Source organism: Micromonospora zhanjiangensis (assembly GCF_042650605.1).
GTDB lineage: Bacteria > Actinomycetota > Actinomycetes > Mycobacteriales > Micromonosporaceae > Micromonospora_J > Micromonospora_J zhanjiangensis.
In genome coordinates, this window is the sequence record NZ_JBHSBN010000002.1 from 195,185 (window position 1) to 216,797 (window position 21,613).

23 protein-coding genes and 1 pseudogene are annotated in these 21,613 nt (G+C 72.8%); 17 read left to right on the forward strand and 7 right to left on the reverse strand.

Annotated elements, in window-relative coordinates:
• The first annotated feature begins 72 nt into the window (after positions 1 to 72).
• Positions 73 to 1,152: an amidohydrolase family protein gene (locus ACFOX0_RS03985; protein WP_377542097.1), complete on the forward strand. Its 1,080-nt coding sequence runs from the start codon at positions 73 to 75 to the stop codon at positions 1,150 to 1,152.
• A gap of 76 nt (positions 1,153 to 1,228) precedes the next feature.
• On the opposite strand, the gene ACFOX0_RS03990 is transcribed toward ACFOX0_RS03985, so the two are convergent.
• Positions 1,229 to 1,843, reverse strand: coding sequence for a TetR family transcriptional regulator (locus tag ACFOX0_RS03990; RefSeq protein WP_377542098.1), 615 nt, complete (start codon positions 1,841 to 1,843; stop codon positions 1,229 to 1,231).
• 120 nt (positions 1,844 to 1,963) lie between these two features.
• On the opposite strand from ACFOX0_RS03990, the gene proS reads away from it, so the two are divergent.
• The 13 genes and pseudogenes from proS to ACFOX0_RS04055 all read left to right on the forward strand — a co-directional run bounded on the left by proS (position 1,964) and on the right by ACFOX0_RS04055 (position 11,290).
• Positions 1,964 to 3,370 carry a proline--tRNA ligase gene (proS, locus tag ACFOX0_RS03995; RefSeq protein ID WP_377542099.1) on the forward strand — a complete coding sequence of 469 codons (1,407 nt, stop codon included), beginning with the start codon at positions 1,964 to 1,966 and terminating at the stop codon, positions 3,368 to 3,370.
• A gap of 142 nt (positions 3,371 to 3,512) precedes the next feature.
• Positions 3,513 to 4,166, forward strand: a complete 654-nt coding sequence (locus tag ACFOX0_RS04000; protein ID WP_377542100.1) for a DUF402 domain-containing protein — start codon at positions 3,513 to 3,515, stop codon at positions 4,164 to 4,166.
• A gap of 261 nt (positions 4,167 to 4,427) precedes the next feature.
• Positions 4,428 to 4,898, forward strand: coding sequence for a 30S ribosomal protein S16 (gene rpsP / locus ACFOX0_RS04005; protein ID WP_377542101.1), 471 nt, complete (start codon positions 4,428 to 4,430; stop codon positions 4,896 to 4,898).
• Position 4,899: 1 nt separating this feature from the next.
• Positions 4,900 to 5,133, forward strand: a complete 234-nt coding sequence (locus ACFOX0_RS04010) for an RNA-binding protein (RefSeq protein WP_076470518.1) — start codon at positions 4,900 to 4,902, stop codon at positions 5,131 to 5,133.
• Positions 5,133 to 5,687, forward strand: a complete 555-nt coding sequence (gene rimM / locus ACFOX0_RS04015) for a ribosome maturation factor RimM (RefSeq protein ID WP_377542102.1) — start codon at positions 5,133 to 5,135, stop codon at positions 5,685 to 5,687. Before ACFOX0_RS04010 ends, rimM begins: the two co-directional genes overlap by 1 nt.
• Positions 5,688 to 5,698: 11 nt before the next feature.
• Positions 5,699 to 6,475, forward strand: a complete 777-nt coding sequence (gene trmD, locus ACFOX0_RS04020; RefSeq protein ID WP_377542103.1) for a tRNA (guanosine(37)-N1)-methyltransferase TrmD — start codon at positions 5,699 to 5,701, stop codon at positions 6,473 to 6,475.
• 118 nt (positions 6,476 to 6,593) lie between these two features.
• Positions 6,594 to 6,947: a 50S ribosomal protein L19 gene (gene rplS / locus ACFOX0_RS04025; protein ID WP_377542105.1), complete on the forward strand. Its 354-nt coding sequence runs from the start codon at positions 6,594 to 6,596 to the stop codon at positions 6,945 to 6,947.
• A gap of 199 nt (positions 6,948 to 7,146) precedes the next feature.
• The gene (lepB, locus tag ACFOX0_RS04030; RefSeq protein ID WP_377542106.1) at positions 7,147 to 8,058 is read left to right on the forward strand and encodes a signal peptidase I; all 912 of its coding nucleotides are present in this window, start codon (positions 7,147 to 7,149) and stop codon (positions 8,056 to 8,058) included.
• Positions 8,055 to 8,702, forward strand: coding sequence for a signal peptidase I (lepB, locus tag ACFOX0_RS04035; protein WP_377542107.1), 648 nt, complete (start codon positions 8,055 to 8,057; stop codon positions 8,700 to 8,702). The genes lepB (ACFOX0_RS04030) and lepB (ACFOX0_RS04035) overlap by 4 nt, the downstream gene beginning before the upstream one ends.
• A 42-nt stretch (positions 8,703 to 8,744) precedes the next feature.
• A complete protein-coding gene (locus ACFOX0_RS04040; protein WP_377542108.1) occupies positions 8,745 to 9,212 on the forward strand; it encodes an NUDIX hydrolase in 468 nt (155 codons plus the stop codon).
• A pseudogene (locus ACFOX0_RS04045) lies at positions 9,206 to 10,028 on the forward strand (ribonuclease HII). The gene ACFOX0_RS04040 and the pseudogene ACFOX0_RS04045 overlap by 7 nt, the downstream one beginning before the upstream one ends.
• Positions 10,025 to 10,348 carry a DUF2469 domain-containing protein gene (locus ACFOX0_RS04050; protein ID WP_377542109.1) on the forward strand — a complete coding sequence of 108 codons (324 nt, stop codon included), beginning with the start codon at positions 10,025 to 10,027 and terminating at the stop codon, positions 10,346 to 10,348. Before ACFOX0_RS04045 ends, ACFOX0_RS04050 begins: the two are co-directional and overlap by 4 nt.
• Before the next feature lie 255 nt (positions 10,349 to 10,603).
• Complete coding sequence (locus tag ACFOX0_RS04055; RefSeq protein ID WP_377542110.1) at positions 10,604 to 11,290, forward strand: M23 family metallopeptidase; 687 nt, start codon at positions 10,604 to 10,606, stop codon at positions 11,288 to 11,290.
• Between the two features lie 12 nt (positions 11,291 to 11,302).
• Here the strand turns inward: ACFOX0_RS04055 and ACFOX0_RS04060 are convergent, their stop codons facing one another.
• The 6 genes from ACFOX0_RS04060 to ACFOX0_RS04085 all read right to left on the reverse strand — a co-directional run bounded on the left by ACFOX0_RS04060 (position 11,303) and on the right by ACFOX0_RS04085 (position 17,960).
• Positions 11,303 to 12,493 carry an aminotransferase class V-fold PLP-dependent enzyme gene (locus tag ACFOX0_RS04060; protein WP_377542111.1) on the reverse strand — a complete coding sequence of 397 codons (1,191 nt, stop codon included), beginning with the start codon at positions 12,491 to 12,493 and terminating at the stop codon, positions 11,303 to 11,305.
• Positions 12,494 to 12,705: 212 nt separating this feature from the next.
• Positions 12,706 to 13,641 carry a tyrosine recombinase XerC gene (locus tag ACFOX0_RS04065; protein ID WP_377542112.1) on the reverse strand — a complete coding sequence of 312 codons (936 nt, stop codon included), beginning with the start codon at positions 13,639 to 13,641 and terminating at the stop codon, positions 12,706 to 12,708.
• Between the two features lie 136 nt (positions 13,642 to 13,777).
• Entirely contained in the window at positions 13,778 to 15,076 is a 1,299-nt protein-coding gene (locus tag ACFOX0_RS04070; RefSeq protein WP_377542113.1) for a DNA-processing protein DprA, read from the reverse strand.
• Complete coding sequence (locus ACFOX0_RS04075) at positions 15,073 to 16,593, reverse strand: YifB family Mg chelatase-like AAA ATPase (protein ID WP_377542114.1); 1,521 nt, start codon at positions 16,591 to 16,593, stop codon at positions 15,073 to 15,075. The genes ACFOX0_RS04070 and ACFOX0_RS04075 overlap by 4 nt, the downstream gene beginning before the upstream one ends.
• 48 nt (positions 16,594 to 16,641) lie before the next feature.
• On the reverse strand, positions 16,642 to 17,001 hold the full coding sequence (locus ACFOX0_RS04080) for a YraN family protein (RefSeq protein WP_377542115.1): 360 nt from the start codon (positions 16,999 to 17,001) through the stop codon (positions 16,642 to 16,644).
• A gap of 161 nt (positions 17,002 to 17,162) precedes the next feature.
• Complete coding sequence (locus ACFOX0_RS04085; RefSeq protein ID WP_377542116.1) at positions 17,163 to 17,960, reverse strand: S1 family peptidase; 798 nt, start codon at positions 17,958 to 17,960, stop codon at positions 17,163 to 17,165.
• Positions 17,961 to 18,187: 227 nt separating this feature from the next.
• Here ACFOX0_RS04085 and ACFOX0_RS04090 point away from each other — a divergent pair, with 227 nt between their 5' ends.
• The 3 genes from ACFOX0_RS04090 (at position 18,188) to tsf (ending at position 21,572) form a co-directional block, all read left to right on the forward strand.
• Complete coding sequence (locus ACFOX0_RS04090; protein ID WP_377542117.1) at positions 18,188 to 19,327, forward strand: hypothetical protein; 1,140 nt, start codon at positions 18,188 to 18,190, stop codon at positions 19,325 to 19,327.
• A gap of 427 nt (positions 19,328 to 19,754) precedes the next feature.
• Positions 19,755 to 20,600, forward strand: coding sequence for a 30S ribosomal protein S2 (gene rpsB, locus ACFOX0_RS04095; protein WP_377542118.1), 846 nt, complete (start codon positions 19,755 to 19,757; stop codon positions 20,598 to 20,600).
• A 141-nt stretch (positions 20,601 to 20,741) separates the two neighbouring features.
• Positions 20,742 to 21,572 (forward strand): translation elongation factor Ts, encoded by an 831-nt coding sequence (gene tsf, locus ACFOX0_RS04100; protein ID WP_377542119.1) that lies wholly within the window; start codon positions 20,742 to 20,744, stop codon positions 21,570 to 21,572.
• Positions 21,573 to 21,613: the final 41 nt, after the last annotated feature.

Consider the following 21,613-nt stretch of genomic DNA (forward strand, 5'->3'; position numbering starts at 1 on the left):
ACACGCCGAATGGTGCCGGCCCGGCGGGCGGTGACCCGGCGTCCGGCCGGAAGATCCGGTAGGAATGGGCACATGGCTCTTCATGTGCGCGGGGTGCTGCTGCCCGACGACGAGACCGTCGACCTGTGGCTGGTCGGTGACCGGGTCAGCCGTACGCCGGTGCCGGGGGCGGAGACGGTGGTCGACGGCGGGTTCGTCCTGCCCGGCCTGGTCGACGCGCACTGCCACCTCGGTATCGCCCGGGGCGGCACGCCGATCACCTCGCTGGACCAGGCCCGGGAGTTGGCCGTCGTCGACCGGGACGCCGGGGTGCTGGCCATCCGGGACGCCGGTTCGCCGTACCCGTACCCGGAGTTGGACGACGACCCGGAACTGCCGCGACTGGCCCGGGCCGGTCGGCACGTCGCGCCGCCCCGGCGCTACCTGCGGGACATCGGCGTCGAGGTGGGGGCGCCGGACGTGGCGGCCGCGGTGGCCGAGCAGGCCCGGGCCGGCAACGGCTGGGTCAAGCTGGTCGGCGACTGGATCGACCGGAAGGTCGGGGACCTCGCTCCGGCCTGGGACGCCGCCACCATGACGGCCGCGGTCGAGGCGGCGCACGCGGCCGGTGTCCGGGCCGCGGTGCACACGTTCTCCGAGGAGGCCGTGGAGATCATGGTTCGGGCCGGCGTCGACTCGGTCGAGCACGGCACCGGCCTGAGCGTGGACCTGGTCGACGAGATGGCCCGCCGGGGGACGGCCCTGGTCCCTACGATGATCAACATTGACACGTTCGGCGGGATCGCCGACCGGGCCCGGGACAGGTTCCCCGGGTACGCCGACCACATGCTGGCACTGCGGGACCGGTTCCCCGAGGTGGTCCGCGCCGCGTACGAGGCGGGAGTGCCGATCTACGTGGGCACCGACGCCGGCGGCGGGATCGACCACGGACTGGCCGCCCGGGAGATGCTGCTGTTGCACGAGCGCGCCGGCATGTCCCCGGCCGACGTGCTGGCGGCCGCGTCCTGGGGCGCCCGCGCCTGGCTCGGCTTTCCCGGCCTCACCGACGGCGGCCTGGCCGACCTCACGGTCTACGACACCGACCCCCGCATCGACCTCCGCGCCCTCCAGGCCCCCACCCGGATCATCCTGCGCGGCCAGGTCGTCCGCTGAGCGTGCCCGGGTCCCGTCCCGTTGATCATGAAGTTGTTGTCGTCCCACCCGGCGTGTCGCGGCAACAACTTCATGATCAACCTGCGCTGGGAGGGGTGGGGGTGGGGGTGGGGGTGAACAGGGTCAGGGCTAGGGCGGCTAGGTGGTGGGCGGTGTGGTCGGGGGGTTTTACGGGGAGCACGATGTGGCTGACCACCAAGCGGACGACGGCGTCGGCGGCGAAGGTGGCCCGGTCCGGGTCGAGTGCGGGAAGCTGCCGCCGGGCCCAGTCCAGCACCGCGCCGGTGGCCTCGGTCAGCACCAGTTCCGAACGGGTGGTCAGATACGGCAGCAGCGCGTCCGAGCCGCCCCGGGCGCTGGTCAGGATCGCCTTGATCAGCGGATTGTCGGCAGCCGCGGTCAACGTGTGCGCGATGGCCGCGTACGCGCCGGCGTAGACGTCGGCGCCGTGCGCGCCCAGGGCGGCCCGCACCTCGTCGACGAACCGGTCGACCTCCCGGCGGGCCAGCGCCTCGGCCAGGCCGGCCTTGTCGGTGAACTCGTTGTAGACGGTCTGCCGGCTGACCCCGGCCGCGCTGGCGACCGCACCCATCCGGACGCCGTCCCAGCCGTTCGCGATGGTCTGGGCCCGGGCCGCGTCGACGATCGCGTCGCGCAGCTGTCGACGTACGGCGGTCTGGAACTCACCCATGGTGGCCGAAGTGTATCGACCGGCCCGGCGGCGGCTTGGCGGGCCGCGGCGCGGCCGGCGGCGGGGCGGACGGCGCACCGGTGACCGTGACGCGCGTGCGGGCGCATAGGATGTGCGGTCATGGCACGCGTGCTCACTCCCCGTGCGGAGGACTTTCCCCGCTGGTACCAGGACCTGATCGCCAAGGCGCAGCTCGCCGACAACGGGCCGGTGCGCGGGACGATGGTCATCCGCCCGGCCGGCTACGCCATCTGGGAACGGATGCAGGCCGAGATGGACGCCCGGATCAAGGCGGCCGGCGCGGAGAACGCCTACTTCCCGCTGTTCATCCCGGAGAACTACCTCAAGCGGGAGGCCGAGCACGTCGAGGGCTTCTCGCCCGAGCTGGCGGTGGTCACCCACGGTGGCGGTAAGCAGCTCGCCGAGCCGGTGGTGGTCCGGCCCACCAGCGAGACGGTGATCGGCGAGTTCATGGCCAAATGGGTGGACTCCTACCGGGACCTGCCGCTGCTGCTCAACCAGTGGGCCAACGTGGTGCGCTGGGAGCTGCGGCCGCGGATCTTCCTGCGGACCAGCGAGTTCCTCTGGCAGGAGGGCCACACCGCGCACGTCGACCAGGCCGACGCCCGGGCCTACGCCCGCCGGATCCTGCACGACGTCTACGCCGACTTCATGATCGGCACTCTGGGCATCCCGGTGGTGGTCGGCCTGAAGACCGCCCGCGAGCGGTTCGCCGGCGCGACCGCCACCTACACCTGCGAAGGCATGATGGGTGACGGCAAGGCGCTCCAGCTGGGCACCAGCCACGAACTCGGGCAGAACTTCGCCAAGGCGTTCGACATCACCTACACCTCGGCGACCGGCGGGGTCGAGCACGCCTGGACCACCTCCTGGGGCACCTCGACCCGGATGCTCGGCGGCCTGATCATGGCGCACGGTGACGACAACGGCCTGCGCGTGCCGCCGCGGATCGCGCCGATCCAGGCGTACGTGATGGTGGTCAAGGCCGGCGACGGGGTGGGCGAGGCGGCGGCCAAGCTGCGCGACGCGTTGCGCGACGCCGGGGTCCGGGTGGGCTTCGACGACCGCACCGACACCCCGTTCGGCCGCCGGGCCGTCGACGCCGAGCTCAAGGGCTATCCGGTACGCGTCGAGGTCGGCCCCCGGGACCTGACCGCCGGCAACGCCACCGTGGTACGGCGTACCGACGGGTCGAAGACGCCGGTGCCGGTCGCCGACGTGGTGGCCACGGTGCTCGCCGCGCTGGACGCCGACCAGCGGGCCCTGCACGACGAGGCGCTGGCGCGGCGCGAGTCGCGGACCGTGACGGTCGAGACGCTGGCCGACGCGATCGAGGCGGCCGCCACCGGCTGGGCCCGGGTGCCCTGGTCGGCCGTGGGCGCCCAGGGCGAGGCGGACGCCAACGGCAAGGGCGTCACCGTCCGCTGCCTGCTGCGCGCCGACGGTTCGCTGCCCGACTCGGAGGACGAGCCGGACCTGATCGCCGTCCTCGGCCGCGCCTACTGACCCGCCCGCCGCCGGCCTGCCGGCTGCCGGAACGTCCGGCCGCCGGCGGGTCCGGACGGTCCGCCGTCCGGCCCGCGAGCGGACGGTGATCTCGGCCGGGTCGGCCCGGCCGTCGGGACGGGGTGATCGATAGGGTTGGTGGGTGCGTTTCGAGCGGGATCGGTTGATCGTGCACCGCAGCGTCCGCCGGGGTCGGATCGGCTGGGTGCGGGCGGCCCGGGTGGTCAGCGACGACGAACGCGGCCTGCTGGTCTGGATCGCCCGCGGCGCGCCGGTGGCCAACGAGGTCACCGCCGACGGCCGGGGAATGCGGACCATGCCGTTCACCGAGTGGATCACCAACCCCTACCGGCTGCGACCCGGCACCTGGGACGGGCCGCCGCTGCTGAAGTTCCACCCGGTCGGGGCCGCCCACTCGGTCTGGTGGTTCCGGGACCCGCGGACCGACCGGTTCACCCACTGGTACGTCAACCTGGAGGAACCGGCCATCCGCTGGGACGACGGCCCGGTGGCCGGCATCGACGTCGTCGACCAGGACCTGGACGTGGTGATCCAGCCCGACGGCACCTGGTGCTGGAAGGACGAGGACGAGTTCACCGAGCGGCTGGCGTACCCGGAGCACTACTGGGTCGCCGACCCGGACGCCGTACGGACCGAGGGGGAGCGGGTGATCAAGATGGCCGAGGCCGGGCAGTTCCCGTTCGACGGAACCTGGTGCGACTTCACCCCCGACCCCGGCTGGACCGCCCCGGCCCGGCTGCCCGCCGGCTGGGACCGGCCGCCGGTCCGCCGCTGACCGCCGCCGGTCGCCCGGTTCCGCGCCGTGATTTTCATGATCGACACATCGCGGGGCGGGCCTGGCCGGTGGCGGTGTGAAGGAAAGCCGGCGAGTCTGGCACAATGGGTCGCTGGTACCCGGCGCGCGACCGGCGCCCTCTAACCCGGTCGTCGCCAGCCCACCGAGTTGTCCCCGGCCCAAACCCCACTGTGCCGGTCGGCGCTCACCCGCCCACCGCCCGCTCGGGTTGGTGAGAATCGCAACAGGAGCGAACTGACTGTGGCCGTAAAGATCCGGCTCCTGCGGATGGGTAAGATCCGCAACCCGCAGTACCGCATCGTCGTCGCCGACTCGCGCACCAAGCGTGACGGTCGGGCGATCGAGTTCGTCGGCATCTACCAGCCGAAGCACGACCCGTCGGTGATCGAGGTCGTCTCCGACCGGATCCAGTACTGGCTGTCCGTCGGCGCCCAGCCGAGCGAGGCCGTCCAGCGGATCCTGGAGAAGACCGGCGACTGGCAGAAGTTCAAGGGTGAGCCGGCCCCGCCGCCGCTGCTGGTGGCGCCGGAGCGGGCGGACCGCAAGGCCGCCTACGAGGCCGAGGCCCAGGCCGCCGCCGGGGTGGCCGAGACGCCGACCAAGGCACCCAAGAAGAAGGCGGAGAAGCCGGCCGCCGAGAAGAAGGCCGACGCCGAGAAGCCGGCGGAAACCGCGGAGCCGGCCGCCGCGAACTCCGGTGAGCAGGCCTGACATGGCGCTCCGGCCCGCGCTTGAGCACCTGGTCAAGGGCATCGTCGACCACCCGGACGACGTGCGCGTCCGGCTGGTCGACTCCCGCCGGGGCAAGCGCCTCGAGGTTCGGGTGCACCCGGAGGACCTCGGGACGGTCATCGGGCGGTCCGGACGCACCGCCAAGGCGCTGCGCCAGGTGATCGGCTCGATCGGCGGGCGCGGCGTACGCGTCGACATCGTCGACTCGTACTGATGCTCCTGATCATCGGCCGGATCGGTAAGCCGCACGGCATCCGCGGTGAGGTCACCGTGGAGGTGCGGACCGACGAACCGGACCTTCGATTCGCCGTCGGGTCGGTGCTGCGCACCGACCCGACGGCCGCGTCCGCACCGGCCGACCCGGCCCTGGGCGATCCGGTGCGCGCACCGGAGCAGCTCACCGTCGAGAGCGTCCGCTGGCACTCCGGTCGCCTGCTGGTCGCCTTCGAGGGGGTGTACGACCGGGATCACGCCGAGGCGTTGCGCGGCACGCTGCTGCAGGTGGACAGCGCCGACGTGGCCGAGCCGACCGACCCGGACGAGTTCAACGACCACCAACTCGTCGGCCTGCGGGTGGTGACCCCGGCCGGTGAGCCGCTGGGCGAGGTGGCCCGGATCGACCACGCGCCCGCCTCGGACCTGCTGGTCCTGCGCCGGCCGGAGGGGCGTACCGCGCTGATCCCGTTCGTCAAGGCGATCGTTCCCGAGGTCGACCTGGCCGCCGGCCGGGTCGTCGTCGACCCGCCCGCGGGCCTGCTCGACCTGTGAGCCCGGCCCCGATGCGCGTCGACGTCGTCTCGATCTTCCCCGAGTACCTCGCCCCGCTCGACCTCTCGCTGATCGGCCGGGCGCGGGCCACCGGCGTGCTGGATCTCGCCGTACACGACCTGCGGGCCTGGACGCACGACGTGCACCGCACGGTCGACGACACCCCGTACGGCGGCGGGCCGGGGATGGTGATGCGGCCGGAGCCGTGGGGTGAGGCGCTGGACGCGCTGGCCCCGGCGGGCGCGTCGCCGCCGCCCCGGCTGCTGGTCCCCGGGCCGGCCGGGGTGCGGTTCGACCAGGCGCTGGCCGCCGAACTCGCCGCCGAGCCGCACCTGATCTTCGCCTGCGGCCGGTACGAGGGGATCGACCAGCGGGTGCTGGACCACGCGGCGACCCGGATGCCGGTGACCGAGGTCTCGCTCGGCGACTACGTGCTCTTCGGCGGCGAGGTCGCGGTGCTTGTCGTCCTGGAGGCGGTGACCCGGTTGCTGCCCGGGGTGCTCGGCAACGCCGGGTCGCTGGACGAGGAGTCGCACGCGCACGGGTTGCTCGAGGCACCGGTCTACACCAAGCCACCGAGCTGGCGCGGACACGCCGTGCCGGACGTCCTGCGGTCCGGCGACCACGGCCGGATCGCCCGGTGGCGGCGGGCGGCGGGACTGCTACGGACGGCGACCCGGCGGCCCGACATGCTGGCCGCGCTGCCGCCTGAAACTTTGGACAAATACGACGTGGCAACCCTGACCGAGGCCGGATTTCGGGTGCCGACCCGGGATGTGGCAAAGTAGAGGGGTTGCCGCAGCCGGCCGCACCGCGGGCGGCTGCGAGGATCCCGAGATCCGGTCGGGATCAGAATCACCCATCCGCGTGCCGAACGGTACGCCGTGAACTCTCAAGGATGCAGCGATGAACACCCTGGACGCCCTTGACGCCCAGTCGCAGCGGACCGACCTGCCCGACTTCCGCGCCGGTGACACCGTCAAGGTGCACGCGCGGGTCGTCGAAGGCAACCGGTCCCGGGTTCAGATCTTCCAGGGCGTCGTCATCCGGCGGCAGGGGGCCGGCCTGCGCGAGACGTTCACCGTCCGCAAGGTCAGCTTCGCCGTCGGGGTCGAGCGCACCTACCCGCTGAACAGCCCGGCGATCGACCGGATCGAGGTCGTCACCCGTGGTGACGTCCGCCGCGCGAAGCTCTACTACCTGCGCGAGCTCCGGGGCAAGAAGGCCAAGATCAAGGAGAAGCGCGAAAAGGTCAGCTGACCCGGTACCACCGGCCGCGTCGATCGCAGCCGGTGTCGAACCGGACAGCGTTGACTACGCTGGTCCGTACGGGCAGTCGCGAGACGCCTCGGCCATGGCGCTCGTCGTGGTCGTGGGAGATGTGCGCACTACCGTCCGTGGCGCCCTCACCGGGGCAGCCGGGCGGTAGTGCCGTATCCCGGCACCGGGGAGTTGCCTGATGCGCAGGCTGGAGTTCGAGGACGACACCGACGACCCGTGGCAACGCCCGGCGCGGCGCTTCGTGCGTGGTGGCCGTCGACAGATGCCGCTCTGGCAGGAGCTCCCGCTGCTGCTCGTCGTGGCCTTCTGCCTCGCCGTACTGATCCGTACCTTCCTGCTGCAGGCGTTCTTCATCCCCTCCGGGTCGATGGAGAACACCCTGCTGATCGGTGACCGGGTGCTGGTCAACAAGGTCGTCTACGACGTCCGCGATCCGGTCCGCGGCGAGGTGGTGGTCTTCCGGGGCACCAGCGCCTGGGTACCGGAGATCACCGAGGAGAAGGATCCGGGCTTCCTGCCCCGGCTGGGCCGGACCGTCGGTGACCTGGTCGGCGTCAGTCGACCGGGCGAGAAGGACTTCATCAAGCGGGTCATCGGGCTGCCCGGGGACCGGGTGAGTTGCTGCGACACCAAGGGCCGGGTCACCGTCAACGGCAGGCCGCTGGACGAGACGTACATCTTCCAGGACTCGCCGCTGGATCTCCCGCCCAGTGGACGGGAGTGCCGGTCCCGGCGGTTCGACGAGGTGGTCGTCCCGCAGGGGCAGCTGTTCGTCATGGGCGACCACCGGTCGATCTCTCAGGACGCCCGCTGCCAGGGGCCGATCCCGATCGACAACGTGATCGGACGGGCGGTCGTCATCGTCTGGCCGTACCCCCGGTGGGCCTCGATGTCGGTGCCGCCGACGTTCGCCGACGTACCGCGGGCGGTGGCCGCCCCGGCCGCCGGCGACCGGCCGCCCGGTGGGCCGTCGGGCGCGGACGGCCAGGCCGTCGCCGGCCCGGTCCTGGCGCCGCTGTTGATATCCGTCGTTTTCTCCGCGCGTGCCCGGCAGCGCCGTTCGACCCGACGTCGTAGGCTCTTGCCGTGATCGACGAGCAGACTGAGGACAAGCCCAAGGGGCGCAGTTCCTTCTGGAAAGAGCTTCCCATCCTGGTGATCGTGGCCGTCCTGGTCGCGGTGGTGGTCCGGGCCTTCGTCCTGCAGACCTTCTACATTCCGTCGCCATCGATGGAACACACCCTCGACATCAACGACCGCGTGCTCGTCAACAAGCTCGTCTATGACTTCCGCTCGCCGCACCGGGGCGAGATCATCGTCTTCGAGGCGCCGGCCGAGTGGCGCAGCAACCCCGACGGCGAGGACTTCATCAAGCGGGTCATCGGGGTCGCCGGTGACCACATCGTCTGCTGTGACGCGCAGCAGCGGATCACGGTCAACGGCCACCCGCTGGACGAGCCCTACATCTACACCGTGAACGGGGTCCGCGACCCCGCCGCGGACCAGGAGTTCGACGTCACCGTCCCGGCCGGCCGGCTGTGGGTGATGGGCGACCACCGATCGGCGTCCGGCGACTCGCTGGAGCACTGGAAGCAGTCCCAGGACATCAAGGTCTCCACCATCTCCGAGGACGCCGTGGTGGGGCGGGCCTTCACCGTCTTCTGGCCGTTCGGCAGGGCGAAGTGGCTCACGGTGCCGGACACGTTCGAGGGGGTGCCCGGTCCGAACGGTTGACCGCGCACCGACGCTGTCCGACCCGTCCCATAGGCTGACCCGGTGACCACCTTCACCCCCCGGCGCGCCGCTCGGGTGCTCCTCGTCGACGGTGGCGACCGGATCCTGCTGCTGCGGGGTTTCGACCCGGCGCGACCGGAGCACCGGTTCTGGATGACGCCCGGCGGCGGCCTCGACGCGGACGAGTCCCCGGCCGCCGCCGCGGTCCGCGAGCTCGCCGAGGAGACGGGACTGCGGCTGGCGCCCGAGGAACTCGGGACCGTGGTCTGGCGGGAGACCACCGAGTTCACCTTCGACAGCCGGTGGTACCGGCAGGAGCAGGAGTACTTCCTGGCCCGGGTGCCCGCCTGGGAGGTGGACACGTCGGGCTTCCAGGAGGACGAGCGGAACAGCATCGACGGTCACCGGTGGTGGAGCCTGCCGGAGTTGGCGACCACCACCGAACGGATCTATCCGGCGGTACTGCCCACGCTGCTGTGGGAGGCACTGAGCGGCGGCGTGCCGTGCTGACCCCGCCGCGCACCGTCGTACGCCGGGAGGCCGGCCTCTACGCCTTGGAGCGGGCATTGCAGCGCCGCGGCTTCCGGCAGGTGGCCGGTGCCGACGAGGCCGGCCGGGGCGCCTGCGCCGGCCCGCTGGTGGCGGCGGCCGCGATCCTGCCCGAGGGGCGGCGCGGGGAGATCGACGGGCTGGCCGACTCGAAGCTGCTCACCCCCGCCGCCCGGGAGCGGGCCTACGACCTGGTCGTCGCCCGGGCCCTGGCGTACGCGGTGGTGGTCGTCCCGGCGACCGAGGTCGACGCCCGCGGGCTGCACGTGTGCAACCTGGCCGCCATGCGGAGGGCGTTGGCCGCGCTGACGCCGGGGCCGGACTACGTCCTGACCGACGGCTTCGGCGTCGACGGGCTCGGTGTGCCGGGGCTCGCCGTCTGGAAGGGGGACCGGGTGGCGGCCTGCGTCGCCGCCGCCAGCGTGCTGGCCAAGGTCACCCGGGACCGGATCATGGTCGAGCTGGACGGCCGGTATCCCGGCTACGGTTTCGCGGAACACAAGGGATACATCACCAGCGAGCACAGCGAGGCGCTCAATCGGCACGGACCGTGCGAGGAGCACCGTTTCTCGTACGTCAACGTCGCCGAGGTCTCGGGCCGGGCGGGCCGTCCGCCCCGGGCCCGACGCCCGGTCGGGGTCGGCGGCCGGGCGTCGGAGTGAGGCGATGGGGCGATCCGCCCCGGTAGGGAGTACCGTCGGCGTGGCGTTGGGCGAGCGACCTCGACCGCCGGTGTCGGTGGGGGAAGATGTGGCCATGGAAGGCGGAGTGCGATGAGCGCGGAAGATCTCGAAAAGTACGAGACCGAGATGGAGCTGCAGCTCTACCGTGAGTACCGGGACATCGTCCGCCAGTTCTCCTACGTGGTCGAGACCGAGCGCCGGTTCTACCTGGCCAACCAAGTCGATCTCCACGTGCGCAACTCCGACGGCGAGGTCTACTTCGAGGTGGAGATGCACGACGCCTGGGTGTGGGACATGTACCGCCCTGCGCGCTTTGTGAAGAATGTCCGGGTGATGACCTTCAAGGACGTCAACGTCGAGGAGCTGGAGAAGCCGGAGATTTCGCTCCCGGCGGACTCCGGTTTCGGTAGCTGACCCGCTCTCCGCTACTTCGAGAGTGGCCCGTTCGGCCGGGCGAGGCTGTGCGGCGCCGCCGCTTCCGGCGGGGATCGTCCACCATGCATGGTCGGCACCGCGGCGACCGGGCCGGCGACGTGGGCCTCGGGAGGCTCGGGGGCGGGCGCATAGCAGATCAACGGCTCGCCTGGTCGTTTTCCACAGCGCCCCGCGTTGTCCACAGGCTCACTGATCGGCGTTGCCGGCCGGCGGGGGACCGACCAGGCTTCCGGCATGAACGAGGATCGTGAGCCGGCCGTCCGGCGGAGCGCGGGCGAGCAGTGGACCGCGGGCGGCGGCCGGACCCGGCCAGGCGGGTGGAGCGCGGTGGCCGGGCTGGTCGCCCTGCTTCTACTGTTCTCGGCCGGAGCAGCCGGCCCTCCCCACCCGGCCGGCTCGGCGCCGGTGACCGCCATGACGGGACCGCCGCCACCGGTCACCGCCCACCCGGCCGGGGCGGTGGTCCCGGCACGCGCCTGGGCCGGGACCGGCGTGGATGCGGCCGGGCCCGTCGGCGACTTCCGCTGGCCGCTCGACGGCACACCCCGGCTGACGCGCCGGTTCGACCCGCCGCCGCACCCGTGGTCGCCCGGCCACCGCGGGGTCGACCTCGCCGCCCCGGCCGGGGAACCGGCCCGAGCCGCGGGGGACGGCGTGATCCTGTACGCGGGTCAGGTGGCCGGCCGGCCGGTGGTCAGCGTGCTGCACGCGGGCGGGCTGCGCACCACGTACGAACCGGTGGTGCCAGGCGTTCGGGTCGGGCAGCCGGTCCGGGCCGGTGATCGGCTCGGTGCGCTGGTGCCCGGACATCCGGGCTGCCCCGTCGGCACCTGTCTGCACTGGGGGCTGCGCCGGGGCGACAGCTATCTCGATCCCCTCGCCCTGCTCGGGCTCGGCCGGGTCCGCCTACTGCCCGACTGAGGACCGGCCGGGTCAGGCCAACTCGGCCAGCAGGGCCGGGAGTCGTTCGGCGAGCCGGTCGTATTCGTCGGGCCGGTTGTAGACCTGTCCGCTCAGCCGCAAAAAGCCCCGACCACCCCAGGCGCTGACCGCCACCTCGGTGCGAAGCTGGTCGGAGATCCGGTTCCGCAGGGCCACCGCCTCGTCGACCGAGGTGGCGACGCCGGGGGGCAGTGGGACCAGCCTCATCGAGACCGTCGGGCCACCGGGATCGGGCAGCGCCTCCGGGCCGAGCCCGAGCGCCGCGCCGACCACCCGTTGCCCGTACGCCGCCAGCGCGGCGTTGTGTGCGCGCACCGTGTCCACCCCGAGCGTGCGCAGCGTGAACACGCCGACCGGCGCGGCCAGCCAGGGCGTGTAGTCCAGGGTGGCCTGGTACTCCACGTTGGACGGGAAACCGGACTGCTGCTCCCAGGAGACGACCAGCGGTTCGATCCGTCCGCGCCAGCGAGGTGCCACCGACAGCACCGCGGTGCCGCGCGGGGCGTACCCCCACTTGTGCAGGTTCCCCATCCAAAAGTCGGCGCCGATGGCCGCGACCGGATCGGGCAGCATCCCCGGCGCGTGCGCGGCGTCGACCAGCACCGGCACGCCCGCCTCCCGGGCCACCGGCACGATCGCGGCGGCCGGGAACAGCCGGGCGGTGGGCGAGGTGATCTGGTCGACGATCAGCAGCTTGGTCCGCCCGGGCCGCAGCCCGGCCCGGACGATCTCGACGATCTCCGGGTCGGTCGCGGTCTGCGGCACCGACAACGTTCTGACCACCGCCCCGGTGCGCCGGCATTCCCGTTCGGCCGCGAACAGCACCGCGCCGTACCCGTGATCGGTGACGATGACCTCGTCCCCGGAGTTCAGACGCACCGACTGGAGCACGATCGCGGCGCCTGCGGTCGCGTTGCCGATCAGGGCCGTACCGGCCGGGTCGGCGCCGAGGAAGGTGGCCAGGTGCCGGCGGCTGTGGCTGATCCGGTCGGTCAACCCGCGGACGAAGAACCGCATCGGGTTGCTCTCGGTCTCGTCCCGCAGCCGCTGCTGGGCCCGCTGCACACCGATCGGCACCGCCCCGTACGAGCCGTGGTTGAGGTGGGCCACCGCCGGGTCGAGCGAGAACAGCAGCCGGGCACCCGGAATCGGGTCGGGCGGCTGCTGGCCGGGGGTGCTCACCCGATGATCGTAACCGTCCCGCCCGGCCGTGGAACGATGTCCGCACCGGCTGCCCGGCATCACTCCGCACTGGCCGGCACTGGCCGGCACTGGCCGGCACTGGCCGGCACTGGCCGGCACTGGCCGGGTCCGGCCGGAACTGCCCGAACTGGGCCTGGTGTGTCGCGGTGGCCGGCGCACCGCAGGCGGAAACCGGTGGGGCGGGTGACGGTTCAGGCCCGGGGATGGGCCTGCCGGTAGGCGGCCCGCAGCCGTTCCACCGAGACGTGGGTGTAGATCTGGGTGGTGGACAACGAGGCGTGACCGAGGATCTCCTGCACGGCCCGCAGGTCGGCACCGCCCTCCAGCAGATGGGTCGCCGCCGAGTGGCGCAGCCCGTGCGGACTGGTCCGGGGCAGACCGGCCGCCCGGGCGTACCGGTCGACGATCCGCCGGGCGATGGTGGCCTGCAACCGGCCGCCGCGGGCACCCAGCAGCAGCGCCTCCCCGCTCGTGGCGCCGCGTAGTGCCGGCCGACCCGACCGGAGCCAGTCGTCGAGCGACCGCTGGGCCGGGGCCCCGTACGGCACCGCCCGTTCCTTGGCGCCCTTGCCGAGTACCCGGACCACCCGCCGCCCCTGGTCGACGTCGCCGAGATCCAGCCCGCACAGCTCACTGACCCGGATTCCGGTGCCGTAGAGCAGTTCGAGCACGACCCGGTCGCGCAGCAACACCGGGCCGTACTCGTCGCCGGGTGCCTGGACCAACTCCCGCGCCTGGTCGGCGCGGAGCACCCCGGGCAGATCCCGGCGCGCCTTCGGACTGGCCAACGGCGCCCCCACGTCGGTGGCGAGCAATCCGGCCCGGTGCGCCCAGGCGCTGAACACCCGCGCCGACGCCGCCTTGCGGGCCAGCGACGTCCGGGCCGCGCCGCCGGTACGCAGCCGGGCCAACCAACTGCGCAGGACGGCCAGCTCCAGCGCGGCGGGTTCGGTGCGTCCCATCCGTACGGCGTGGTCGAGCAGCGACACCACATCCGCGACGTACGCCCGGACGGTGTGCGCGGACCGGTTGTCCACCCGGGACAGGTGCTCGGCGAAGTCGTCCGCCGCGTCCCGCATGGCCTGCGGCAGGGTCTCGTGGGTCGCGCGGGTGCTGGTCCGGCTCATCACTCGAACGGTCCGGCCGTTGCCCGCCTCCGTCAAGCCGGCACACCGGTCGGTCGGTGCCGGGTTCGCCGTCCGCCCGGCCGGTCGGTCCCGAAATTGGTTGTCCGGGCGATCGGCCGGCCGGTCCGGCGGCTGGTTATCCGGGTGGTTGTCCGGTCGGTCCTGCGGGTCGTTGGTCGGTTGGTTGTCCGGTCGGTCGCGTGGGTGGTTGGTCGGTCGGTCGTGCGGGTGGTTGGCCGGGCGGTTGTGCGGGTGGTCTGGGCGGCAAAGCGTAGCCGTCGTTCCGGCGTACCAGCAGGCCGAGCCCTTCCAACATGGACAACCTGCGCAGCGTGGTGCGGATGTCCAGGCCCGCCCGCGCGGCGAGGACGTCCACCCCGACGGTGCCACGCGCCGGGAGCGAATCGAGCACCAGCGCCGTGTCGTCGTCGAGCAGGTCACGCGGTCGTTGCGGCGCACGCGCCAGCGGTGCCAGGTCGGCACCGATCCGGCCCACCTCCTCCAGAATGTGCGGCACCCCGGTGACCAGTCGTGCGTCGGGTCGCTCCCGCAGGATCTGATGGGCGCCGACGCTCATCGCGGAGGTCACCGGACCGGGCACCACCATCCCCGACCGGCCCACGGCCAGCGCCCGTTGCAGGGTCTGGGTGGCACCGCTGCGAGCCGCCGCCTCGACCAGCACCGTGCCCCTGGTGACCGCCGCGATGACCCGGTTGCGGATCAGGAACCGGTGCCGCAGTGGGTCCGATCCCGGCGCCCACTCGCTGACCAGCAGGCCGGTCTCGGCGATCCGGTCGAACAACGCCGTGTTGCCGACCGGGTACGGACGGTCCACCCCGCAGGCCAGTACCGCCACCGTCAGACCGCCGGCGTTGAGCGCGCCCCGATGGGCGGCCGCGTCGATGCCGTACGCGCCACCGGAGACCACGGACCAGCCGCGGTCGGCCAGGTCGTATCCGATCCCGACGCCGATGTGTGTCCCGTACGGCGTGGCGGCCCGGGAGCCGACCACCGCGACCGAACGGTCCAACGCCTCACCGAGCGGCCAGCCACCCCGTACCCACAGACACAGCGGCGGCGCGGTCTCCTGGTCCACCCGACGCGCGGCGCCTCGGCGCAGCCGTTCGAGATGGTGCACCTGCGCGGGCCACTCGTCATCGTCGGGGGTCACCAGCCGTGCGCCGAGCCGTTCGGCCCGGGTCGCGGCCGTCTCGGCCACCTCGCGCGGGTCGCCCCCGCTGAGCCGGGCGGCGACCGCCCTGCGGAGTTTCTCGTCGGTGACCTCGCCCGCGCGCAACCGGTCCAGCGCTGCCGCCGGCCCGTGCCGCTTGACCAGGTCGTAGACCGACCAGGTGCCGGGTTCGGTGAGCCAACCCAGCGCGATCCGGGCCAGCCGTGCCGCGTCCCAACCACCGGGCCGGCGCTCGCCGGTCACGACGTCTCCCCGGTACGCAGGGCGACCGCCTCGTCGACGTCTCCGGCGTCGGGCCGGTCCCGACCGTCCAGATCGGCGATCGTCCAGGCCAGCCGGAGCGCCCGGTCGAAGCCCCTGGCGGAGAGCGAACCGCTGTCCAACCGGACCTGCAAGGCGCGCGTGACGTCGGTCGGCAGTCGCCACGGTGGCCGACGTAACGACGGGCCGGGCACCTCGGCGTTGAGCCGCCAACCGGCCGACGCCCAACGGCCGACGGCGGCGGCGCGGGCCTTGGCCACCCGCTCGGCGACCACGGCCGACGGCTCGGCGTGACCAGCGGTCTCCAGCAGCTCGGCGGCCCGCATCGCCATCAACGGAACCCGCACGTCGATCCGGTCCAGCAGCGGGCCGGACAGCCGACCGAGATAGCGGCGCCGGGCCAGCGGGGTGCATTCGCAGAACGCGTCACCGGCCGGTTTCGCGCACGGACACGGATTGGCGGCCATGACCAGCTGTACCCGGGCCGGGTACTCCGTGCCGCCCATCGAGCGGGCGAGGACGATCCGCCCGTTCTCCAGCGGCTGCCGCAGTGCCTCCAGCGCGCCCTTGCCGAACTCCGGAGCCTCGTCCAGGAAGAGCACCCCGCGGTGGGCCAGCGAGAGCGCACCCGGTCGGGCGAGACCGGAACCGCCACCGACCAGCGACGCGACCGTGGCCGTGTGGTGCGGCGCCCGGAAGGGCGGGCGCCGGATCAGGTCGCCGCCCGGGGGCAGCACCCCGGCGATCGAGTGCAACGCGGTCACCTCCAGGGCGGCGTCGTCGTCGAGCGGGGGCAGGATCGACGGCAGCCGCTCGGCGAGCATGGTCTTGCCGGCACCTGGCGGCCCCAGCAGCGCGAGGTGGTGCCCGCCCGCCGCCGCGACCTCCAGGGCCCGCCGGCCCAGCGCCTGTCCGGCGACGTCGGCGAGGTCGGGCGTCGGTTCCGGCGGCGGCAGCGGTCGCGCCGGCGGGGGAAGCAACCGTTCACCGTCGCGGATGAAGGCGACCAACCGGTGCAGATGGTCCACCGCCCGGATCTGCACGCCCGGCACCACGGCCGCCTCGGTGGCGTTGTGCAGCGGTACGACGATCCGGCTCACGCCGGCCCGCGCCGCGGCCGCGACCATCGGCAGTACGCCGCGGACCGGTCGGACGGTGCCGTCCAGTCCCAACTCGCCGATCACGACCATCCCGTCCAGTGGTGCCAGCGGTAGTTCGCCCGACCCGCCCAGCAGCGCGGCGGCGATCGCCAGGTCGAAGGCGGAGCCGTGTTTCGGCAACGTCGCGGGCAGCAGGTTCACCGTGATCCGCCGATTGGGCCACTTCTGGCCGGAATTGACGATGGCCGCCCGGACCCGGTCCCGCGCCTCGTTCAGGGCGGTGTCCGGCAATCCGGACAGCACCACGGCGGGCAACCCGAGCGCCAGGTCCACCTCGACCTCGACGACGTGGCCGGTCACCCCGACCAGCGCCACGCACAGCACCTTCGCGTAGCTCATGCCGCCCCTCCGCTGAGCTGGCCGATTCGCTCACTCCGTTCGCTCATGTCAGAACGCGGCCTTGATGTGCTCGACCCGTGCGGGGCCGGCGGCGCGGACGTACACCTCGACGACGTCGAAGCGGATCTCCCGTGGATGTGCCTCGTGGCTGGCCAGCCACGCGGCGGCCAGCCGGCGCAGTCGTCGGGCCTTCGCGGCACCCACGGCCTCGGCGGGGCTGCCGAAGGTGGCGCCGCGCCTGGTCTTCACCTCGCAGAACGCGAGGGTCTCGCCGTCCCAGGCGATGATGTCGATCTCGCCCTGGTCGGTACGCCAGTTCCGGTCCACCACCCGTTGGCCGGCATCGACCAGATGCCGTACGGCGCAGCGCTCCCCGTACGAGCCGACGGCCAGTCGTGTCCTCGTCATGCGTCGAGGGTCGGCCGGTCGGGGGACCGGCGCGGACCTGAGAAGCGGCGCTGTGGAAAACCAGGTCCCCTGTGGACGATCGGACGATCATGCCTCCGGTGTGCTATACGGCGACGGTCCGATCCGCTGGTCACGGACCGGACCGCCGCCGTACCGTCCGGTCAGCCGCCGAGGCTCGCCGCGGCCGAGGCGATCGCCGACGAGAAGTAGCTCACCTGGGTGTAGACGCCGGGGTAGTTGGGTCGGGCGCAGCCGTTGCCCCAGCTGACTATGCCCACCTGGATCCAGGCGTTGGCGGCGTCCCGGCGGAACATCGGCCCGCCCGAGTCGCCCTGGCAGGTGTCGGTGCCGCCGCCGGCGTACCCGGCGCAGATCTCCTCGTTCGGGATGAGGTCACCGCCGTACGAGGCGTTGCAGCTGGAGTCGCTGACGAACGGCACGGTCGCCTTCAGCAGGTACCGCTGCTGGGCGCCACCCTCCCGGGCCGCGCCCCAGCCGGCGACGGTGAACGTGCCGCTGTCGTACGCCGTGCTGGTGGCGATCGGCAGGGTGCTCAACCCGGTCACCGGGCTGGCCAGCCGGATCAGCGCCCAGTCCTTGCCGTTGCCGTTGTACCCGGGAGCCCGGTAGACGTAGTTCGACTTCACCGTGATCCGGCTGGACGACTGCAGGTCGACCACGCCGAGGGTCGCGGTGATGCTGGTGTTGGTGCCGGTGGAGCCGACGCAGTGGGCGGCCGTGAGCACCAGCCGGGAGCTGTACAGCGCCCCGCCGCAGCCCATCGAGAGTCGTACCATGAACGGGAACTCGCCCTCGGCGGCGCGTGAGCCGCCGACGACGTTCGGGGTCACCCCGCCACCGGGTTCGGCGGACGCGGGCGCGGCGAGAATGGCACTGCCGACGGTCGCCGCGGTCAACGCGGCGGCCAGCAGGCCGGTGAGGGTACGCCAACGGATCATGTGTCCTCCCCAACGGAGACCGGCGCGCCGGGGGTGGAGCGCGCGGATCGGTGCCCACAGCGTAATTATTACGGTCTATATAGACCACCATCCCGAACGCGTCATACCGGCGGGGGTGGGTCGACCGGGCGGCAACACGTCGATTCGGGTAACAAACGTCGCAGCCCAGGCGGCCCGAAGGCGGTCCGACTGGCGGTGTTCCCGCAGGTCGCATACGGTGCGGGACCGTGGACGGACAACGCAACCTCCCCGAGGATCCCGAACCCCGCTGGTACGCCGGGGAGCGCGGCTACGCGGAGCCGGACTGGCACGCCGCGCCGCCGGCCTCCGGCCCCGACCCCGCCGGATCGTGGGCGGGTGACGATCACTACCCGGCCGAGCCCGGCCGGGATCCGGTTCCGCCGGTGGAGCCGACCACCGGCCGGTACGCCGCGTCGGCCGACCCGGGCGCCCGGTACGGTGCCGCCGACCGGTCTGGCACGGCCGCCGGGCGGGAGACCGACCGGTTCACCGAGGACCACTACGTCCGGCCGCGCCGGGCGGAGCAGGCCCGGTCCACACCCGCCGACCAGGACTATCCGAGGTACGTCGGTCAGGACTTCGACGACGCCGGTCGGTCGGGCCGCCCCGGTCAGGACCTCGACGGTGCCGGTCGGCGGGCCGTCCCGGGCCACCCGCCCGGCGGGTACGCCGGCGGCACCGGCCGGGTGGCCGAATTTCCGGTGGTGGAACCGGGTCGCGGGGCGGAGCGGGAGGCCGCGCCGGCGCACCCGGCCGGTCCGCCGGCACCGGCCGCCGGGCCGGCGGTCGACAGCACCGCCCGCTTCCACACCGAACCCATCGACCGGCAGACGCTGCGCCGGCCGGTGGCCGACCCGGCCGTGGGCACCGCGGACGGGCCCGCCGCAGCACCCGCGGCCCCGCCCGCCGGCGGCCCGTCGGTCGGCGGCCCGTCGGTCGGCGGGCAGTCGGTCGGCGGGCAGTCGGTCGGCGGGCAGTCGGCCGTCGACGCGGCGACCGGGCAGTACGCCATCACGCCGCCGTCCGGTCCGCCGGCCGGTAACGGGGTCTACCGCACCCGTCGGCCGACGATCGCGTTGTTGCTCGCGCTGGTCGCGGTGCTGTTCGAGGTTCCCGCGCTGCGGGTGCTGTTCAGCGCGGCGACGGGCGGCCCGGTCTCCGTACCCGGCGTGGTCTCCGGGACGTTCCTGGTGCTCGGTCTGCCGATCTTCGCGATCGGCCTGTACGGCCTGAGCACCGGAGCCGCCGCGCTGGCGGACTCGGCCCGGGGCTGGCTGCGTCCGCCGACCGGCTACCTCACCGTCGGTCTGGTGCTGTTCGTCGCGGCCGCCGTCGCCGCCGGCTGACCCGGCTGCCGCCGGCTGACCCGGCCGCCGGTTGATCCGACCGTCGGCTGACCCGGCCGTCGCGGTCGCTGGGGCGGCCGGTTGACCGGGGCGGGCGACCGAACGGACGGGGCGTCCCGTTCGTCCGGAATCGGAAATGCCGGTGGACCGTCCCGCCGGTGGCCCGGTGCCGTGTCCGACCGCCACCGGCCGCGGTCGCCGAGGGCGTGGCGGGGGTTTGCGGCTGGTGGGAAGCGCGGGGGCGTACACTCGACTCTGGCGACCGCCTCGCGCGGTCGACCTCGCGTGCCCTCCTCACGGTGCTTCCGTGCGGCGACGGCCCCCTGGTCCCGATCATGATCGGGCCCGTTCCGGCCGGCGATCGGGTGCCAGGACGCCGGACCGCCGGTCCGGCGTGACAACCAGGGACAATTGAAGGAGCACCACCATGGCCGTCGTGACCATGCGCCAGTTGCTGGAGAGCGGGGTCCACTTCGGGCACCAGACCCGTCGGTGGAACCCGAAGATGAAGCGCTTCATCTTCACCGAGCGCAACGGCATCTACATCATCGACCTCCGGCAGACCCTCGACTACATCGAGAAGGCCTACGAGTTCGTGCGCAACACCGTCGCCGAGGGCGGCAGCATCCTCTTCGTCGGCACCAAGAAGCAGGCGCAGGAGGCCATCGCCGAGCAGGCCACCCGGGTCGGTCAGCCGTACGTCAACCACCGCTGGCTGGGTGGCATGCTGACCAACTTCCAGACCGTCTACAAGCGGCTGCAGCGGATGAAGGAGCTGGAGGCGCTGGGCGACCTGTCCGGCACCGCGCAGGGCTACACCAAGAAGGAGACCCTGCAGCTGTCCCGGGAGAAGATCAAGCTCACCCGCACCCTCGGCGGTCTGCGGGACATGCAGAAGGTGCCGTCGGCGGTCTGGATCGTCGACACCAAGAAGGAGCACATCGCCGTCGACGAGGCCCGCAAGCTGGGCATTCCGGTGATCGCCGTGCTCGACACCAACTGCGACCCGGACGAGGTCGACTTCCCGATCCCGGGCAACGACGACGCGATCCGCTCCGCCGAGCTGCTGACCAAGGTCATCGCGGCCGCCGTGGGTGACGGTCTGATCGCCCGGTCCGGCAAGCACCGCGGCACCGACGAGAAGCCCGAGCCGGGCGTCGTCGCCGCCGACGAGCCGCTGGCCGAGTGGGAGCGCGAGCTGATCGAGGACAACGAGAAGAAGGCCGAGCAGCCCGCGGCCGCCGCCGCGCCCGCGGCCGCCACCGCGGAGTGAACCCCGGGGCCGCCGGCCGGATCCCGGCCGGCGGCCTCCTCCCGGGTACGCGGGCCTGACGGCCCCGGATCGCGGGCGGTACGCGGGTCACCCGCACCAGACCACACCAATCTGCAGCCCTAGATCACCGAAGAGAGAATCATGTCCAACTTCACCGCCGCGGACGTCAAGAAGCTCCGCGACCTCACCGGCGCCGGCATGATGGACTGCAAGAAGGCGCTCACCGAGGCCGAGGGCGACTTCGACAAGGCCGTCGAACTGCTGCGTGTCAAGGGTGCCAAGGATGTCGGCAAGCGGGCCGGCCGGACCGCCGCCAACGGCCTGGTCGCGCACTCCGGCAAGGCCCTGCTGGAGCTCAACTGCGAGACCGACTTCGTCGCCAAGAACGCCGACTTCATCGCGCTGGCCCAGCAGCTGGTCGAGCACGGCGAGCGCAGCGGCCTGGCCGACGCCGAGGCGCTGCTCGCCTCGACGCTGGCCGACGGTCGGACCGTCGCCGACACCATCCAGGAGCAGTCCGCCAAGATCGGCGAGAAGCTGGTGCTGAACCGCTTCGCCAAGCTGGACGGCACCGTCGCGGTCTACCTGCACCGCAAGTCGCAGGACCTGCCCCCGGCCGTCGGTGTGCTGGTCGAGTACGTCGGCAAGAGCGACGAGGCGGCCGACGCGGACGCCCGTGGCGTGGCGATGCAGATCGCCGCGATGCGGCCGAAGTTCCTCAGCCGCGACGAGGTGCCGGCCGAGACGGTCGAGTCGGAGCGGCGCATCGCCGAGCAGACCGCCCGCGAGGAGGGCAAGCCCGAGGCGGCCCTGCCGAAGATCATCGAGGGTAAGGTCAACGCCTTCTTCAAGGACTTCGTCCTGCTGGAGCAGGCGTCGGTCAGCGACAACAAGAAGACCGTCAACCAGGTGCTCGCCGAGGCGGGCGTCGAGGTGACGCGCTTCGTCCGCTTCGAGGTCGGCCAGGCCTGAGCAGACACCCCGGGCCCGGGCGCACGAACGGCGTACCGGCG

Bases quoted from the DNA above. Each gene is read 5' to 3' on its own strand.
- ACFOX0_RS03985 (WP_377542097.1), top strand. From the start codon at position 73: ATGGCTCTTCATGTGCGCGGGGTGCTGCTGCCCGACGACGAGACCGTC.
- ACFOX0_RS03990 (WP_377542098.1), bottom strand. From the start codon at position 1,843: ATGGGTGAGTTCCAGACCGCCGTACGTCGACAGCTGCGCGACGCGATC.
- proS (WP_377542099.1), top strand. From the start codon at position 1,964: ATGGCACGCGTGCTCACTCCCCGTGCGGAGGACTTTCCCCGCTGGTAC.
- ACFOX0_RS04010 (WP_076470518.1), top strand. From the start codon at position 4,900: ATGGCGCTCCGGCCCGCGCTTGAGCACCTGGTCAAGGGCATCGTCGAC.
- rimM (WP_377542102.1), top strand. From the start codon at position 5,133: ATGCTCCTGATCATCGGCCGGATCGGTAAGCCGCACGGCATCCGCGGT.
- trmD (WP_377542103.1), top strand. From the start codon at position 5,699: ATGCGCGTCGACGTCGTCTCGATCTTCCCCGAGTACCTCGCCCCGCTC.
- rplS (WP_377542105.1), top strand. From the start codon at position 6,594: ATGAACACCCTGGACGCCCTTGACGCCCAGTCGCAGCGGACCGACCTG.
- lepB (WP_377542106.1), top strand. From the start codon at position 7,147: ATGCGCAGGCTGGAGTTCGAGGACGACACCGACGACCCGTGGCAACGC.
- ACFOX0_RS04050 (WP_377542109.1), top strand. From the start codon at position 10,025: ATGAGCGCGGAAGATCTCGAAAAGTACGAGACCGAGATGGAGCTGCAG.
- ACFOX0_RS04055 (WP_377542110.1), top strand. From the start codon at position 10,604: ATGAACGAGGATCGTGAGCCGGCCGTCCGGCGGAGCGCGGGCGAGCAG.
- ACFOX0_RS04065 (WP_377542112.1), bottom strand. From the start codon at position 13,641: ATGAGCCGGACCAGCACCCGCGCGACCCACGAGACCCTGCCGCAGGCC.
- ACFOX0_RS04075 (WP_377542114.1), bottom strand. From the start codon at position 16,593: ATGAGCTACGCGAAGGTGCTGTGCGTGGCGCTGGTCGGGGTGACCGGC.
- ACFOX0_RS04080 (WP_377542115.1), bottom strand. From the start codon at position 17,001: ATGACGAGGACACGACTGGCCGTCGGCTCGTACGGGGAGCGCTGCGCC.
- ACFOX0_RS04085 (WP_377542116.1), bottom strand. From the start codon at position 17,960: ATGATCCGTTGGCGTACCCTCACCGGCCTGCTGGCCGCCGCGTTGACC.
- rpsB (WP_377542118.1), top strand. From the start codon at position 19,755: ATGGCCGTCGTGACCATGCGCCAGTTGCTGGAGAGCGGGGTCCACTTC.
- tsf (WP_377542119.1), top strand. From the start codon at position 20,742: ATGTCCAACTTCACCGCCGCGGACGTCAAGAAGCTCCGCGACCTCACC.